The 17,958-nt window shown below is 40.5% G+C and carries 16 protein-coding genes; 8 read left to right on the forward strand and 8 right to left on the reverse strand.

The genetic code is table 11. From position 1 onward, the window contains the following. Positions 1-422: 422 nt before the first annotated feature. Complete coding sequence (locus AU255_RS17335; RefSeq protein WP_233144725.1) at positions 423-869, forward strand: RDD family protein; 447 nt, start codon at positions 423-425, stop codon at positions 867-869. A gap of 52 nt (positions 870-921) precedes the next feature. Here the strand turns inward: AU255_RS17335 and lptG are convergent, their stop codons facing one another. The 6 genes from lptG to AU255_RS17365 all read right to left on the reverse strand — a co-directional run bounded on the left by lptG (position 922) and on the right by AU255_RS17365 (position 7,763). Then, positions 922-1,989, reverse strand: coding sequence for an LPS export ABC transporter permease LptG (gene lptG / locus AU255_RS17340; protein ID WP_080524139.1), 1,068 nt, complete (start codon positions 1,987-1,989; stop codon positions 922-924). After that, positions 1,986-3,089, reverse strand: coding sequence for an LPS export ABC transporter permease LptF (gene lptF / locus AU255_RS17345; RefSeq protein WP_080524140.1), 1,104 nt, complete (start codon positions 3,087-3,089; stop codon positions 1,986-1,988). Before lptF ends, lptG begins: the two co-directional genes overlap by 4 nt. A gap of 117 nt (positions 3,090-3,206) precedes the next feature. Then, on the reverse strand, positions 3,207-4,094 hold the full coding sequence (gene sucD, locus AU255_RS17350; RefSeq protein WP_080524141.1) for a succinate--CoA ligase subunit alpha: 888 nt from the start codon (positions 4,092-4,094) through the stop codon (positions 3,207-3,209). Then, the gene (locus tag AU255_RS17355) at positions 4,094-5,281 is read right to left on the reverse strand and encodes a malate--CoA ligase subunit beta (RefSeq protein WP_080524142.1); all 1,188 of its coding nucleotides are present in this window, start codon (positions 5,279-5,281) and stop codon (positions 4,094-4,096) included. Before AU255_RS17355 ends, sucD begins: the two co-directional genes overlap by 1 nt. Before the next feature lie 77 nt (positions 5,282-5,358). Continuing rightward, positions 5,359-6,309, reverse strand: coding sequence for an HpcH/HpaI aldolase/citrate lyase family protein (locus AU255_RS17360; protein WP_080524143.1), 951 nt, complete (start codon positions 6,307-6,309; stop codon positions 5,359-5,361). A gap of 626 nt (positions 6,310-6,935) precedes the next feature. Continuing rightward, entirely contained in the window at positions 6,936-7,763 is an 828-nt protein-coding gene (locus AU255_RS17365; protein WP_080524144.1) for an aspartyl/asparaginyl beta-hydroxylase domain-containing protein, read from the reverse strand. Between the two features lie 240 nt (positions 7,764-8,003). Here AU255_RS17365 and AU255_RS17370 point away from each other — a divergent pair, with 240 nt between their 5' ends. The 7 genes from AU255_RS17370 to AU255_RS17395 all read left to right on the forward strand — a co-directional run bounded on the left by AU255_RS17370 (position 8,004) and on the right by AU255_RS17395 (position 14,418). Further along, a complete protein-coding gene (locus AU255_RS17370; RefSeq protein ID WP_080524201.1) occupies positions 8,004-9,620 on the forward strand; it encodes a cytochrome P450 in 1,617 nt (538 codons plus the stop codon). Positions 9,621-9,629: 9 nt separating this feature from the next. Then, positions 9,630-10,232, forward strand: coding sequence for a hypothetical protein (locus AU255_RS17375; RefSeq protein ID WP_080524145.1), 603 nt, complete (start codon positions 9,630-9,632; stop codon positions 10,230-10,232). Between the two features lie 61 nt (positions 10,233-10,293). Then, positions 10,294-11,502: a Rieske 2Fe-2S domain-containing protein gene (locus AU255_RS17380; protein ID WP_080524146.1), complete on the forward strand. Its 1,209-nt coding sequence runs from the start codon at positions 10,294-10,296 to the stop codon at positions 11,500-11,502. A gap of 111 nt (positions 11,503-11,613) precedes the next feature. Next, positions 11,614-12,408: an SDR family oxidoreductase gene (locus AU255_RS17385; RefSeq protein ID WP_233144726.1), complete on the forward strand. Its 795-nt coding sequence runs from the start codon at positions 11,614-11,616 to the stop codon at positions 12,406-12,408. Then, entirely contained in the window at positions 12,387-12,602 is a 216-nt protein-coding gene (locus tag AU255_RS20935) for a hypothetical protein (RefSeq protein WP_233144727.1), read from the forward strand. The genes AU255_RS17385 and AU255_RS20935 overlap by 22 nt, the downstream gene beginning before the upstream one ends. Before the next feature lie 825 nt (positions 12,603-13,427). After that, complete coding sequence (locus tag AU255_RS17390; RefSeq protein ID WP_080524147.1) at positions 13,428-14,156, forward strand: glycosyltransferase family 2 protein; 729 nt, start codon at positions 13,428-13,430, stop codon at positions 14,154-14,156. Then, on the forward strand, positions 14,149-14,418 hold the full coding sequence (locus AU255_RS17395) for a lipid-A-disaccharide synthase N-terminal domain-containing protein (protein ID WP_080524148.1): 270 nt from the start codon (positions 14,149-14,151) through the stop codon (positions 14,416-14,418). Before AU255_RS17390 ends, AU255_RS17395 begins: the two co-directional genes overlap by 8 nt. A gap of 28 nt (positions 14,419-14,446) precedes the next feature. On the opposite strand, the gene AU255_RS17400 is transcribed toward AU255_RS17395, so the two are convergent. Together AU255_RS17400 and AU255_RS17405 are read right to left on the reverse strand one after the other, a co-directional pair. Next, positions 14,447-16,030: an ArnT family glycosyltransferase gene (locus AU255_RS17400; RefSeq protein WP_080524149.1), complete on the reverse strand. Its 1,584-nt coding sequence runs from the start codon at positions 16,028-16,030 to the stop codon at positions 14,447-14,449. A gap of 334 nt (positions 16,031-16,364) precedes the next feature. Then, positions 16,365-17,945 carry an IS66 family transposase gene (locus tag AU255_RS17405; RefSeq protein WP_080520980.1) on the reverse strand — a complete coding sequence of 527 codons (1,581 nt, stop codon included), beginning with the start codon at positions 17,943-17,945 and terminating at the stop codon, positions 16,365-16,367. Between the last annotated feature and the right edge of the window lie 13 nt (positions 17,946-17,958).

Raw genomic sequence — 17,958 nt, forward strand, 5'->3', positions numbered from 1 at the left:
ATTATAGTATATGCGCTGTTTAGCACTATTATGTAAAACAAAAAAACTTTGCTGTAGATAAGGTATTTTTTTGTCTCAATAAATTAAAAAAACACGTGTACTCTAAGTATTATTTTTTACAATAAAAACAAATTATATAGTAGAATCAGCAGTTGATATGAAATTAATCTTAAAAATCAACTTTTATCACTCACTTCAAGCTCCCAAGCCTTATGTAAGTGGGTTCAAAACCAGGGGGAACAATGCTTAAAAAATTTTTTGACGCTCTACTAGATAAACCTTTTCTATCGGCCCTAGTGTTATCTGACCTTTTTATTCTGCTTTTCCATAAGCCGCCTTTTATATTTGCCTTAGGCATGTTCGCTCTTTTAATTGCCTATTGCCTTTTCCTGGGTCAGAAACTAGCGATCTTCAAAAATTAATTGGCTAAACAGTCTAAAAAACCTGGCTTATTTGCATCCCCTGCAAAGCCAGGTTTTTTTCGTTATATTGCAGCCATTTTTTATGATCTTATTCTGATCATTGCATTGTTCTTTTTTGCCACTGCAATAATACTCCCTTTTAATCAGGGCGAAGCAATTCAGTCGCGCTTTGTTTTCCCTTTATATCTGTTATTTGTCAGCTTTATATTTTATGGCTGGTTCTGGACCCATGGAGGACAAACACTTGGGTTACGTGCATGGAGGTTACGCCTAGTCAACCATGAGCATGCAGATATAAACTGGAAACAAGCCTTTATACGCTATATTACTGCCTGCGCTTCCTGGCTGGTCTTTGGCTTAGGTATTTTCTGGTGCCTATGGCAAAAAGACCGGATGACCTGGCAGGACCTCAGTTCTAAGTCTCATATCATTTCGATAGACAAATAGCCATACAGGCTGGTTCTAACACGACCCAGGACTGATAAAATACATTGTAACTTTAACGCAGCCTGCTAATCGCATAAAACGCACCTAGCAAAATAATACAACTCGGCAATACTGCAACAAATAACGGGTTTAAGCCATAAACAATGCCCATTTGTCCAGCCGCATTATCAATAATATTAAAACTCATCCCAATTAAAATACCTAGCATCATTCTAGGACCTAAAGAAATTCCACGGCCAACCCCAACAACAAAAGGCGCAGAAACCAGCAACATAACCAGGATAATAAAGGGATTAATTAATCTGGCCCAAAAGGCTAATTCATATTTGGCTGAATCTTGTTTGTTCTCTTTTAAAAAATCGATATAATTTGAAAGGTCACTCAATGACATATTCTCTGGCTCGACAACCACCACATCAACCACCTCTGGATCAATAACCGAAGACCAAACACTTTCATTAACTGGTTCTGACTTAATGCCCTGCGCAGAGATTGCTGAAGTTTTGACTTCCTTTAGTAACCATTGCTGTTTCTCAAGATAACGTCCTCGCTTGGCATAAGTTAATTTCTGCAGATGTCGCTCATCATCTAATTCATAAATATTAATATTGGCAATATCCCCTTCAGTATAAATATCGCGTACATAAATAAATTGATTGCCATCCCTTAACCATAAGCCTTGTACAGTCCTGGCAACCGGCAAATGTGTTTTTGCGAAACTACGTAAGATTTTCGCCTTTTTTTCTGCATCAGGCGCTATAAGCTCACCAATCAAAAAGGAAAAAACCACTAAAATCATACCGGCTATCATAACTGAACGAATGATACCAAACACCGACACACCCGAAACCCTCATAGCTAATAGCTCGCGGTGATTAGCCATGCCTCCCAGAATAAAGAGACTGCCTAACAAGGCTGCAGAAGGCATTAATTCATACAAATAATGCGGGATCATTAATCCCAGATACATTAAGATATGCTTTAAATCGTAATCGCCAACCCCGCGATAATTTAATTCATCCTTTAATGAAAACAGGTTAAACAAGGCATAGAGCATTAACAAAGATATTAACGTACCTTTTAATACCTCCTTTATAATATAACGATCTAATGCATTCATACTAACTTACCTTTTAACTGCAATATTACCCAGGCCAGGCCATATAACCTGACTAATAAAATTACAATAAACAAAACAGCAAGGAAATATACGCCCCAAAAACCTAACCATACTGGTATTTCACCATTTACCATCCAACTGCCACTCACTTTCTCGAAATTAGCAAAGCTGAAATAAATCAGAAAAGCAGCCGCCAGATTGCCATACACGCCACTGCGCGGACTGACTTGAGCCAACGGCACGGCCATAATAGCAAGTACGATAATACTAAAGGGAACAGATAAACGGTGATGCAGCTCGCTCAACTCTTTTAAGTCCTGTGTTTGCAACAATTTGGTGGTATCAATCCCGGTAATGGGATTTTCCTGTATTTCCGTGCTACTATCCAGCCGCATGGCATACTCGGCAAAGGTTTCTAAAACAAAATCCACTTCGCCTGCATTACCTTGTACGCGCTCTCCATTTATAAATACGATATATAGATCGTTATTTATGGTGCGTACTTCGGCTTTTTCAGCAGTTACAATGCCTACTTTATTCTCACGTTTATCTTGCACAAAAACATCGTGCATTACATTATCAGTAGTTATTTTCTCTACATAAAAAATCAAATTTCCTTTATTGTATTCACTGAACTTCCCTTCAGCTATTGCACGTACACCAATATTTTGTTTTTCTTCAAAAATAATGCGCTCTACCTTACTTGCAGCCCAAGGAGATACATACAAGGCCATCCAGGCAGCAGCAAAGACTACCGGTATAATGGTTTTAAACACCGCAATATACAGCCGCCCCACGCCTGCACCTGCGGAAGATAACGCTGACATTTCCTGATCTCTATACATACGTCCCAAGACCATCAACACACTGACAAATACGGCAGGAACTATAAAAGCGGCACTTGCCAGCACAATTTTCAAACCTAAAATACTCAAGATCGCCTCAGTAGAAATCAGCCCATCAACAGCCATTTTAAGTATCTTGATAAAATTTCGGCTAACAATGATAACGACTAAAACAAGCAACACTGAAAAAATCGTTTTCAGTAAGTCACTCATCATCATTCGATCCATGACTGAAAGAAACCTGATATTGTGCATTAACCCTCACTTAGACTACACACGCTGAAATGTGCGCATTCTAAACATTACCTTAAATAAAAAAGCCGTATCTTACTCTGACGCAAGATACGGCTTATTAGCGCAAAACATATCTTTTTACAATTTGGCCAACACTTTAGCAACTGTTTCCCCCATTGAAGATGGGTTTGGTGCAATCGTTACCCCTAGATCCAGTAACATCTCCACCTTCTCAGCTGCGCCCTCGCCAGCCTCAGAGATGATCGCGCCTGCATGCCCCATACGACGACCTTTCGGAGCTGTCAAGCCAGCAATATAAGCAATAACAGGCTTACTCATATATGCTTTAGCAAAAACACCCGCTTCAACTTCCTGGGGTCCTCCAATTTCGCCAATCATGATCACTACCCGCGTTTCATCATCTTGCTCAAACAATTCAAGTATATCACGATGCGAGCTACCATTAATCGGATCCCCCCCTATACCTACAGACGTAGAAATCCCGATACCCAGTTCTTTCAATTGATCGGCAGCTTCGTAACCCAGTGTACCCGAACGCCCAACTATGCCGACTACACCCGGTATATAAATATGCCCCGGCATAATACCGAGCATTGATTTTCCAGGACTTATTGTTCCCGCACAATTAGGTCCCGTCAGAATCATCCGCTCATCTTTTGGAAATTTGCGTAAATACTGTTTAACCTTCATCATGTCTTGCGTAGGAATACCATCTGTAACCGCCACACAATACTTAATACCAGCATCAGCCGCTTCCATAATGGAATCAGCCGCAAATGCCGGAGGAACAAAGATAATACTGGCTTCAGCCCCCACTTGTTGGACAGACTCTTTAACGGTGTTAAACACAGGGCGACCCAGATGAGTTTGACCTCCCTTACCTGGCGTGATGCCACCGACAACATTAGAGCCATAATTAATCATATCCTGCGCATGGAAAGTGCCTATTTTTCCGGTAAAACCCTGCACAATCATACGTGTTTCTTTATCAATTAAAATTGCCATTATGCTGCCCCTTCTTTAGCTACCTGCTCATTGCGTGCCTGCACAGCTTTTTCAGCTGCTTCAGCTAAAGTAGTTGCGGTAATAATCGGCAAGCCACTATCAGCAATAATCTTACGCCCTTCTTCTACATTGGTACCCGATAAACGTACAATCAAAGGAATCTGCAAATCTATTTTTTTAACTGCTTGCACCACACCTTCAGCGATCCAGTCACAGCGATTGATGCCTGCAAAAATATTTACCAGCATAGCTTTTACACCTTCATCGGCCAAAACCAGACGAAATGCTTTTTCAGTCCTTTCAGGCGATGCTCCGCCACCCACGTCTAAAAAGTTTGCCGGTTCTCCTCCAGCCAGTTTAATCATATCCATAGTCGCCATGGCCAGGCCTGCACCATTGATCATACAACCGATATCACCATCTAAACCAACATAGCTTAAACCTCGATCAGCGGCCGCCATTTCACGCGGGTCTTCCTGAGTCTTGTCGCGTAGCTCCGCTACTTTTTGACGACGAAAAAGCGCATTATCATCAAAACCCATTTTTGCATCCAAGGCCACTAACTTCCCACTTTTGGTCACAACCAATGGGTTAATTTCCAGCATATTTGCATCCAGCTCGCGCATGGCACGGTAGCAACCCGTTATAAATTTAACAGCATGGCTAATTTGCGTAGCCTCCAAGCCTAGAGAAAAAGCCATTTTGCGCGCCTGAAAATCTAATAAACCCACTGCAGGATCAATATGAATCTTCTTAATCGCATCAGGATTATTCTCAGCCAGATCTTCAATTTCCATTCCGCCTTGAGCAGAACCAACCATGACGATACGTTCGTGAGCACGATCAACCAAAAAACTGAAATACAGTTCTTTAGCTATATCTGTGCCAGCTTCAATATATAAACGTGAACATACTTTACCCGCTGGACCGGTCTGTTGGGTTACCATCCGTTTACCCAGCATACGCTCAGCCGCGGCCTCAACCTCATCATGAGTAAAACAAATTTTTACACCACCCGCTTTACCCCGGGCACCTGAATGGATTTGCGCCTTTACCGCCCAGACATTGCCTCCTATTTCGCGGGCACGTTGCACTGCATCTTCCGGGCTATACGCAAGCCCGCCTTCGGCAATTTTTACACCGTAGCCAGCTAAAATTTCTTTAGCTTGATACTCATGAATATCCATCGCATCCTCTATAAAAACTATTTAATGATTCAATAAAAAAAGGCCGCAAAAGCGACCTTTTTCCAATTCTATTTGCTTTATGCTTTAGCAGCAATAGCAGCAGCCGTACTTACGACATTGTTTGCCATTTTTTCAGAAGCCGCATCAATTAATCGACCGTCTAAAGCAGCAGCTCCTTTACCTTGCTCTGCTGCTTCTTTTAATGCCGCCAAAATACGCTTGGCTTTCTGTACTTCTGATTCTGGTGGCGTAAATACATCATTTGCCAGAGCAATTTGCGATGGATGGATAGCCCATTTGCCTTCACAACCTATAGCCGCTGCTCTTCTCGCAGCATCTTTAAATCCTTCGGGATCTTTAAAATCACCAAAAGGCCCATCAATGGCTCGTAGGCCATAAGCACGACATGCAACCGTCATACGACTAATAGCATAGTGCCATTGATCGCCTGGGTAATCAGGATTTAAACCACCAATATTTGTTGTCCTAGCGCGATTAGAGGCGGCATAGTCAGCAACTCCAAAATGCAGGGCTTCTAAACGACCGCCTATAGCTCCCTGCTTGGCAATATCTTCAACATTTGCCATGCCCAGTGCAGTTTCAATCAGACACTCAATACCTATTTTTTTAGTTAATCCCTGTTGCATTTCTAATTGATTCAGCATCGATTCAACCATATACACATCACTATATACACCTACTTTAGGAATAAGGATTGTATCTATTTTTTCACCGCACTGCTCCACAAGGTCAACTATATCACGCACCATATATTGCGTGTCTAAGCCATTGATACGTATGGAAACAGTAATCCCATGCCCCGCCCAATCCAGCTCATTAATTGCTTTAATAACATTTTTACGTGCTTGCAACTTGTCATCAGGTGCAACTGCATCTTCCAAGTCAAGAAAAATAACATCCACGCCACTTTTCAATGCTTTCTCAAACATTTCTGGATTTGATCCCGGAACGGCTAATTCGCAACGATGCACACGGTGCGCATTTGCTTCATATAAGGTATGACTCATTTAATAGCTTCCTACTTTTGTAAAATAATATTATTAAGGTACTTTCTAAAGTACTAGACTAGCCTTCCTGGCCTAAATCGAAATTAACCAATAATTCTACCGCGTAGTAGTGTAATGTCAATTAATACCCTTTACAAATAACAGCAAAAAGTGTCAGGCAAAAAAAATGCACTTAGCTAGTTTGGTAGCCAAATGCATTAAAAACTCAACAAAAATAATACTGGAGGTAAGATTTGTATAATTAAGAGTTGCAGCTATCTTATCCAGATAATGGCAAACTGAAAATGTGGCATATTGCCGCGCGACATATTGTCGCACTGCTCTGAAATTCTTAACTTGTTGTATACACCATACACTTGTCTATAATTTTTCAAATTAACCACAGCTTAACAACATAACTTTCAGGCAAAAAAAAACGCCTGGTAGAGAAAATACCAAGCGTATTAAATGGTCAAATGACTCTTGTTTGGAAGGAAAATAAATTCCCAAGAGTTATCTATATAATAACAGAACGATTCAATAATATACCGTGACAGATTGTCGCAGGCTACTGATTACAGAATATCTATATGTTTAGCATGCAAGATTTGTAGAGTTCACTGTCTTTATCATCAATTACAACAGCCTTATTTTAAAGGCACCCAGCTACTATAAAATATATGGTTCATTTTTTGCATTATAGTTGCCACAAGTTTGACAAATAAATCCATTACAAAATGACATTTACTCGGCCTTACAATATCGACAAACAAACAATAACGAGGCTCATCAGTTTCATTAAAGGATTGGTGTTGTAAAGTATCATCAAAAATGAACATTTTACTTTCACACCAGTGATTCTCTATATTACCTACCTTAATATAGGCATCCTGACTGCTAATATCATTGATATTATAAAGCACTCTTAAAGTTGTTCTTAATGGCCCAAAATGCTCATCTGTTGATTCTTTTTTATTAAAAACAGAAACACCTATTGTTCTGACATATTTATAGTCTTTATGAAATGCAGGAACAGTATAAAAATTATCAACATTCTTACCATACCACTTGAAGAAAATCATACTTCTCCTGATTTTCTCTGCCCGACTAGACAGTTCATCCACTACGTTTTCAGATTTGACCACATCCAATAATTCATTGATTTCCAGCCGACACTCATCAGGCAGGTCTTGTAACAGATACACTTTCTTATTGATATAAGGCAAGGTAACAATATCCATCAAAATATTAAAAGGGGACAAGGCCCATGTCGGCACGCCATTACCAAAAAAGTATCGATATAACACTCTGCCATTGATATTACCGTTACGGCTTACATCATAAGCGCCACAAATAACGTAAAAAAGCATCACCTCAGGTAAAAAATACGTTAACGAGATTAAAAACACATACCAGATAACTGATTGCACTAAAAACTTTCTTCTTCTCTTTGTTTCAAATGATGCCTTATCCATCGCTTACCTCTTTTAATTGAACCTGCAAAATACTTTTAACAATACCTTATTTATTATAAGCATATTATCCATAGTACGCATTACTCTAATCAGGTATCTAAACAAGATAGTTTGTACATTATGCAAGCACAGCGTAAAATCGACAAGATTTATAATTCAAAACTCAACGGCGCACTTAAAGTCTATTGCTTATTAACAATAGACTTTAAGTGCGGCAAATCCCCAGTAAGCGAAATTTTTATGACTGAACAACCAAGCCCAACCAATAAAGAACCTGAAAAAATGCCAGGCGGTCTCCCGCTTATTGGCCATATGCTTAAATTTGGGAAAAATCCATTTGACTATATGACCTTATTAAGAAGCAAACTAGGTGAAATTGGGGAGTTTCGTTTGTTTCATCAGCAAATGGTATTACTAACCGGTCCTGAAGGCAATGAAGCATTTTTTCGTGCACCGGATGATCAGCTTGATCAAAATGAAGCCTACAAAGTCATGACACCTATTTTTGGTAAAGGTGTGGTTTTTGATGCGCCACCGCATATCAAAGACCAGCAATTAAAAATGCTGATGCCGGTATTACGCGACAAGCCCATGCGCACCTACTCTAAAGTTATCGTACAGGAGGTAGAAGAAGCCATTAAAGATTGGGGTGACTCTGGCGAAGTTGATATACTTGAGTTTATGAAACAATTGACAATTTATACATCAAGTCACTGTTTATTAGGTAATGAGTTCCGCTACGAACTAAATGAGGAGTTTGCACACCTTTATCATGATCTGGAAAATGGCATGCACCCGCTAGCCTTTATTTTTCCTTATTTACCTATTCCTATATTGCGCCGTCGAGATAAAGCACGTGTGCGTTTACAAGAATTAGTAACCGCTATTATCGAAAAAAGAGCGCAAAAAACTGAAAAAAGCGATGATGCCTTTCAAATGCTGATTGATGTACGCTATGACGATGGAAGCCCTCTCTCACCGCATGAAATTACCGGTTTACTGATTGGCACCTTATTTGCCGGACATCATACTACAGCTGGCACAGCTGCCTGGATTACACTTGAACTTGCACGAAATCCTAAATATATGGATAAAGTGCTGCAAGAATTTGATACTTTATATGGGCATGAGGGCGAAGTCACCTTTCAGTCTTTACGTGAAATCCCAGTATTTGAACGCGTGATTAAAGAAGTCTTGCGTTTGCATCCTCCGTTGATTTTTCTGATTCGAAAAGTCGCTAAAGATCTGAAATTTAAAGATTATATTATCAAAGCAGGTAAATATGTCTGCGTATCCCCTCGTGTATCTCACCGTATACCGGAGATATTTCCTGATCCGGAAAAATTTGATCCGGAACGTTTTACCAAAGAACGCCAGGAAGACGCAATTCCCTTTAGCTGGGTCGCTTTCGGAGGAGGACGTCATAAATGCAGTGGCAATGCCTTTGCCATGTTACAGCTAAAAGCTATTTATGCGATATTATTACGCCGTTATAAATTTGAACTGGTTGGCACTCCCGAAAGTTATCAAGACGATTATAAACAAATGGTCGTCCAGCCTGGCTCCCCTTGCATGGTGCGCTACACCAAACGAGGCAATATCAAGCAAACAGCCACTGCAAGCAAGGACACTGTTGCTAACACCGTTACCAAACTTAACTGCTTTAAAATAGATATCGATATGGACTTATGCCAGGGACATGCAAACTGCATGGCGGAAGCACCTGAAATTTTTCAGGTTGATGACAAAGGCAAATTAAGCATATTACAAGATACACCAAACAATACTTTACTCAAAAAAGCACAAGCGGCAGCAGAATACTGCCCTACAAGTGCAATAAAAATAATACAGGATTAGGGAATTAACATGGCCGCATACCCAAGAGTCGAACTTGAAGAAATGGTAGAACGTTGGTTAGAAGCGAATCGCCAAGCCGAAAATGATGGTAACTGGCCTAAGCATTTAGGTGCCATGTATACCGACAATGCTGAATACCGCTGGAATATCGGACCAAATGAAGAATTTGTCGCACGCAATCGCAAACAAATTGAAGAGTGGGCGCTTGGTGCTCAAATGAAAGGCTTTGAAGAATGGAAATATCCGTACCACCGAATTCTGATTGATGAAAAACAAGGTGAAGTAATCGGTTTATGGACACAAGTGTCCCCGGCTAAAAGAGACGATGGCACCCATTATATGGTAGAAGGCACAGGCGGCTCCTGGTTTCGTTATGGTGGCGATTACAAATGGGAATGGCAACGAGATTTCTTTGATCTAGGTAATACCAAAGCCTTGTTTTTCGAACTGGCTGCTGCAGGTAAACTAGACCCTGCCGTCAAAGAAAAAATAGGCAAATTGGCTAAAGGCCATCCACTCCCAGGTCATGAAAAAATACGCCCAGAGGCAAGTCTATTGCAAAAAATAAAAGGTTTTTTAGTCATGATTCGTATCGCCATTTTTAATAAATAGCACCCCCACTTCCTGCTATAATAACCATATTAATATTAAGACATTATTTTTTTGGATCATTATGAATACTGAAGAAGAACAACCTAAAAGTCGCCGCGAACAAGTAAGATCTGTTGGCCAAAGCGGTAATTACTGGTATGCCATGGAAATGAGCTCCAAACTTAAAAAAGGCCAATCTGTAGAAGTAATTTTCTGGAAAAGCCCTATCGCCTTATATCGTGGCGAAGATGGCAAGGTCAATGCGATAGAAAACCGCTGCCCACATCGCCAACTACGATTGACTTCAGGCATCGTTCAAGGCAATGAAATTACCTGTCAATACCATGGCTGGAGCTTTGATGGATGCGGCAAATGCACTGGTATATCTCACGAATTAGGTAAAGGTAAGGCAAAAGACAGCTTACCTAATATCAAAATAAATTCTTACCCGGTACAGGAAAAATATGACTTAATCTGGGTATTTCCTGGTGATCCTGCACTGGCAGATAAAGTATCCATCCCCGAAGTACCTCAGCTTACACAAGATAAGCCCTGGGAGTTTGTACCGCTGGATTTCACGCTTAAGGCTCATTTCAGCATGATTCTGGAAAATGTATGTGACTTTAACCATGCTTTTTTGCACCGTAAATTTAAACCCTTTACTGATCCACACTTATTAGGCACCCGACATGAAGGCGATATAATCTATGTAGATTATGAAACCGACATGAGCCAAAGCAGTGCCGTTAAGACCGCAGGCGAAAAAAAAGGCGCAGGCCTGGAAGATATGACCTTATGGTATCACTACCCCTATCAAGGCTCGAATACGGCTGACAAATATTTACATTGGCTTTTTATGACACCCATGGATGAACGTACTACGCGTTGTTTTTTCGTGTTCTTACTAGGCCCACTGGAAATTCCTTTTATCAATAAACCCGTTCCCAAGTTTTTACGTAAAACGGTCATTCGTTTAGCCAACTTCTTTTATATTGTTCCTCTGCTTAAAGAAGATGTGTATATTCTGCAAGAAGAAATGCTGGGTCAGGAACGACACCCACATATTCAGCATCTTGAATTCAATCCTATCGTCGGTGAGTTTCAGAAGCTGAGTATTAAAAAATGGAATGAATATATACACACCGAAGCATTGCGTAAAAAGGAACAGCTAGAATCTAAAGAACGCTATATTTTTCCAGGTGCTGGCTTGAGTAAAAAAGAACTCAGCGAATACAACCGCATGCAAGAAGAAAGCAAAATACTGGAAGAAAGTAAAGAGCTTGGTATATAACAACCTGTTATAAACTGAGCTGATCTAAGGTATGGCGGAGACTAAAGCCCGCCTTATAACTCTCAAATTGCGGACTAAAGTCCGCCCTACCGAAATATCCCTTGATTTTTTATGACGACACTTGTAACCGGTGCAACAGGGCATTTGGGGGCTAATTTAGTCCGCGCATTATTAGCAAGAGGTGAAGAAGTTCGTGTCCTTTTGCGTAAAGACAGCAGTAATATTGAAGTAGAAGGGCTGGATGTAGAACATGCCTACGGCAACCTAAAAGATAAACAATCGCTTATCGCAGCCGTAAAAGGCTGTGATTATGTGTATCATCTCGCGGCCTTCGTCAGTATTCGTAACGGCGACCGCAAAGAACTGTATGACGTTAATGTGCTTGGTACTCGCTATTTAATGCAAGCCTGTCGTCTTCAGGGCGTTAAGAAAGTCGTACATTGCAGCTCCTTCGGCGCAGTAGGTAATAACCCCGATGGCGCATCCAATGAAAAATGGGCAGTCAGTCCCTATGAAATGACGACTGACTATGAAATTTCTAAAACCTTTGCAGAACTCGAAGTTTATAAAGAAATTGTGCGCGGTCTGCCTGCAGTGATAGTCAATCCATCAGGTATTGTAGGTCCATGGGACTTTAAGCCTTCTCTGCTCGGTAGAACAATTATTGAATTTGCACAAGGAAAAATGCGTGCCTCAGTTCCGGGAGGATTTGATTTCACACCTGTTCAGGATGTAGTGCAGGGGCACCTGCTAGCCATGGAAAAGGGCGTTATTGGCGAGCGCTATTTACTTACCGGTGAACAACACAGTATTAATGAAACACTGGGCTGGCTGGAAGAATTTACCGGCGTAAGCAAACCTAGATGGGTCATCCCTACTTTTTCATGCAAAACATTGCCATCGTAAAAGACTGGATTGAACGGAAATTTTTCCCCCATGTTTATCCGCGCTTTAACTATCATTCCATTCGTCTGTTAAATTGCGGAAAATACGGAACCCATACCCGGGCAATAAATGAACTGGGCTTGAAACCAACACCCGTTAAAGAAGCCTACCGTGATTCGTTTCTCTGGTTTAAAGAACACCGATATATTGAGTAAGCCTTGAAGTAAATTGAAGTGAGACATCATTAATCAAGCAACTTATCAATGATATCATTATCTCTCAGTGTCAGTGCCTGACGAATTGGAGATTGCAATTAGCCACCGAAAAAGAATAAATTTCAACTATTTCACGAATTTTTTGCTGCATTTGGGCGGTCTAAGGTTTTTACCTCTTTACTTCGGCGTGGCTTTAGGATTAGAGTGCTGTGCTTTTTAGCGTATTTGTTACTCCGTGCGTACTGGCCAACCTTTGCGGAATTTAAGAGAGCAGGCAAGAATATATCACTAAGGCATAAACTCTATACACAACCTGGACTTTACAGTGAAGAAAAAAAACGCCCTAAACTATGCACATGATACCCATACTTGGTTACAACAACGTCCATCGCTTCCCAGAATATAAACTTTTTAACACTCTGCTTTTACTTATTTTTGATCAGTGGTCAACTTAATTTGAGACATATTTATATGCACCTTCAAAAAAATACTGCACGGTGCGATAACTGCTACCTTTTTCCGTCCGTCAAGACAACCCTATCTTGTCAATGTCATGAACGCGACAACATTGACTATAATTTGTTGATGAATCGACTCAGATAAATGTGGACGTAATGGATTAAGCATTGTTATTATTTCATGGGAAGTCAGGTTTTGTATTTTAGAAGCCTCCTGCGTTCAATATTCCGCTTCATGTGGTTTGCTTGTTTCTAGCTAACACAGTTTTTTGGCGACGATATTGTTCATGATACCTCCACTATTATTCTCAGTATTTCAACTTTCTTGAAATAAACAGAAAATTACTTATTTATTATAAAAATTAATATGCAAATCTCAGTTGTAGTTCCAGTGCATAATGAACAAGAGAATATTGAATCGTTAATAGCAGAAATTGCTGCAGCACTTCAACCTTTATATACCTTTGAAATGATTTTTGTTGATGATGGCAGTAGCGATGCAACACTAGCAAAATTAAAAACGGCTGCACTGAAATATCCTCAATTACGTATACTTCACCATCAGGTTTGTTGTGGTCAAAGCCGTGCAATACATACTGGCGTCAGTGCTGCGCAATACTCATGGATTGCTACACTTGATGGCGATGGGCAGAATGACCCTGCCGATATCTGCAAACTTGCCGAAGAACAACAGCAGCATGAAAATTCTGAGTCACTCTGGATGCTGGCAGGATTCCGTCATAAACGTAATGATAACGGTTGGCGTAAATTTTCATCGCGATTTGCTAATAGTATTCGTCAGAAAATTCTACAAGATAATACACCTGACACCGGTTGTGGTTTAAAGCTATTTTTGCGCGATAAATTTTTACAACTCCCTTATTTTGATCATATACATCGTTTTCTACCTGCCATGATATTAGCAACGGGCGGGCAAGTCATTTCTGTCAAAGTGAATCATCGTCCACGTAATCATGGCCAATCAAAATATGGCACACTAGACCGGTTAATGGCAGGTATTATTGATTTACTCGGTGTAGTCTGGTTAAAAAAACGTAGCAGTTTACCAAAAATAACTGAGGTTACTCGTGGATAAAGAAACAAGCTGGTTAATTATCGGTTTTTTAGGTCAGGCTCTATTTTCTGCCCGATTCCTGATTCAATGGTTAGCAAGCGAACGAGCTAAACAAAGTGTCATACCAGTATTATTCTGGTATTTTAGTATTTTTGGGGGGACAACTTTGCTGATTTATGCAATACATAAACAGGACCCTGTATTTATCGTTGGACAGGGATCTGGATTATTCATTTATGCGCGTAATTTATATTTTATTTTACGGGCAAAAAAACAGTATTGAATAATTAAAAATAAGTTGAACACCTGTGTTATTTGGTTTGCATCTGTAGTGTTTGTTGCCCCGTTCTAAAAATTAGCCAGCGTTCACGTTGGCCCTGGATATAGCTAACATTAGTAGCTTTTTTTTCTTCTAAAGAAATCAAATAGCCATCAGGGTGAGCACTTGCCCAGCTAAGGGCTTGACCATTTTCTACGATTTCAATTGCATGAGTTAAGCGGCCAAGAAAGTGAAACTGCCCCTGATACTTTCCCACGTAAGCGACTGGCATATCGTGTTCCTGAATGTCTTTTAATTTCTCAGCCGCAGGTTTTAAGTTATATGCAAGTCCGGTATAGTTAAAAAAGCAGAAAAAACCAATTACAATTGCAAGCACAACGGAGGTACTGACTGCCAAAATTGATAACTGGCGGAAATAGAGTGTTATACCCAATAAAGCCAAGCCAATGCTTAAAACACTTCCACCCCAAACAAAATCCATGGTTTGTACCCAGGACAGTTTGGCAAATGTTGTCATTGAAGGCATCAATATTAAGAACAGTCCTACAGCACAAAAGCAAAGCGGTAAAGCCAATTCAGATAGCAGTGTAGCGGATTTTTCCGCATTCATTAGAAGGCGAGCGATGAGTAAGCTAAAAGCGGGTAACAGGGGCAGAAGATAATGTACTTGTTTACTCTGAATAAGAGAAAAAATCAGCAAGCAACTGATAAACCAGACACTACAAAAGCGAACGCCTGTGTCCTGTTTCCATGGCAAACCGATTAAACACTTCCACATACGAGGCCATGCAACCCAGGGAAATATAAATAAGGGTAAAAAGGGAAAATACCACCAAAATGGACGTGCATGAATATGCGTTGTGACCGCTCTATTAGCCGTTTGACTCCATAAAATCGCATTTGCGTAAGCCTCGCCGCCTTGTATTGCGGCAGGGATTGCCCAGATTAAAGCGATCAAAGCACCGCTCAATATAGCGATAAATTGATAGCTATACCAACGAGAATAGTTTTTTGACTGATTTTTTTCAATCCATACGGGCATCAATAAAGCAACGGGCAACAAATGCACAAAAATAACGGGTCCTTTAGCCAATAACCCAAGCCCAATAGCTAAAGCAAAAAATGACCAACCTTTTACTTCTTTACCTTGCGTAGCATTTACTAAACCCAGCATACCAAGTAATACACAATTACTGAGCAATATATCAAACATAGTCGCAGTTGCAAAAAGCGTCCACAATAGTGTAGCAATTAAAATCCACGGAGCAAGCAAGGCTACCTTTTCTTTATCAGGCCATAATTGCTTTGCTAATGAACGCGTCAGGTACAAGTTGAGTAATGCACAAACTGGACCTACCAGGCGTGCAGCCCATTCATTCACACCAAACAGGCTCCAGCTTAACTGAATAAGCCAAAATAATAATGGCGGTTTGTGACTATAGGTTTCACCATTAAGGTAGGGAACCAGAAAATCCTGACGTAACCACATTTCCCATGCAACACTAAGATAACGTGTCTCATCAATAGGTGTTGGAGTACGCAAGAAGATACTGAATGTCAGTAAAAGCCATAAAGGGAGAATTCCCCAGCGTGCTAACTGAGAATTGTTAATCATAATAAAAGTTCCTGATTACACACAATTCGCTGTCATGATTTAGCAAACTCAGCACATATAAAGCCAACAATTTAAATGTGAATGTATGAGTTATTTTTCTCATGAAATTGAAAAGTTAATTCATTTTGGTTGATTTTTGTTATATTTAGAACGGCTATCATATCAGTTACACGTATTTATTGAGATAACAGCATGAGGTTGAGCTTCACAATGACATAGGAGAGTGAGTAATCAAGTCTTTTTTCTGAAAAAACCACCCTTGTTTATAATAAGCTTAACTCACTATCCAGTATTCTGGAAACCACAGTTGACTGGTATAAAACGTAACTTCTCATTATCCACTGGCAGCGGCCGCACGAATGACTTCCGATAACGGAGGAATCCCTTCTAACTTCAGTAAGCGACTTTTTAAATAACCCCAAAATGACATGCCGTGCTTTCGGCAGGTCTTCTTGAGACTGGCAAAAGTATCACGGGCTTTCCGCCCTGCATCACTTCGTGTACTCCCGCTGATTTTTCGTTTCTTGACGTAATCCCTTATATCCCGTTCGCTTAAATTGTTATGAAGTGGGAGGTAGGGTTTGTCGAGTACACGGAGGAGTTCATGTTGATTTTTCCCCATTCGCCCGAGGGCCTGGTTAAGCGTTTCGTAACAGGTTTTGGTACTGCATAGGATTTGAAAGCGCTGCCTGATACTGCTCGCCTGTTCGGTAACAGGATTAAGTTTATAAGCTTTCAGGTCATGGTAAATCGACCAAAGCTGGTCGCGTGCGTCATCTACTGCCTTGGTATGGCTGTCATTTAAAGGAATCAGGCGATTAATCACTCGTTCGGCATGGATCCAGCACAAGGCATGATCAAAGACGTTAAACTGCCCTGCATCATCACTGATAATTGAAAAGTCAGAGGAAATGCCTTGGTCTAGCAGCCCTCCCATCAAAGCACCTTCCGTGACTATTTTTCTGTGCCGAGGTTTAACGATGCCTTGCTGATCCAGCCATTCGCACCAGTCAGGTGCCGTGTTAATGCAGACACTGATATTTTCCAGTGTCGCCAAGATTACAACAGACAGCTTATTTTGTGCCATGTATTCAATGGCACCTGTGTTCAATGTATAAAGCGTTGTTTTGCCTTGTGATAGACAGTTTAAAAAATTGATTCTGCTTTTACTTTCTGTACTACTGAACCAGGCAAAAAAATCATTGCCAATATGTGTGCAATAGCCATTTTGCCCTTTATGCCGTGCGCCAGTATCATCTGTATGAATATATTTAGAAACGGATAATCCCGTCTTCAGTAATTCATCTTTTTCGGCATGAAAGTCGTCCAGATCTTCTGTTAGTATATAACTGAGCTTACCGCTCGAAATATCGACGCCTAAATCACGAATTTGTTCCAGTAGTAATGGCTGTGTGACATGTTGGTGATGGTATTGATAGAGAATAAAGGCAATAAGGCTTTTACCAAAGCTACCTCCCTGAATGTCTTCGGGAAGCTGACCTAAAATCGTAAGACCCTCTGGCGTTATATATTCTGCTAAACGATAACGAATGTTATGAGTTTGAAAGGTAATATCCTGAATAACACGATCCTGATACCCTTTAAAGCGTGAACCCTCTGGGATTTCATCCGGCTGAATAATTTGGGTTTCATCTATTTTGAGGTTGCCTTTTTTACTGCGCCTTGGGCCTTTTTTCCTTTTTGATGAGGAGTCATCACTTCCTGGGGCACCCTCCTTATCCATTGTACTCGGTTTGATTTTAGGCTTTGTGGTTTCGCCTTTAAGCTTGAGTATCTCTTGTGCTAACTCATCAATCTGCTTTTGTTGCCAGGCAAGCATTTCCAATAACACATCGACTAGCGGTGTGCGATCTTCTTTGTTTATCTCTGGTAATTCAGGTTTAGGCGAGTTCATAGAATATATTGTA

It is taken from the genome of Methyloprofundus sedimenti (genome assembly GCF_002072955.1).
GTDB classification, from domain to species: Bacteria; Pseudomonadota; Gammaproteobacteria; order Methylococcales; family Methylomonadaceae; genus Methyloprofundus; species Methyloprofundus sedimenti.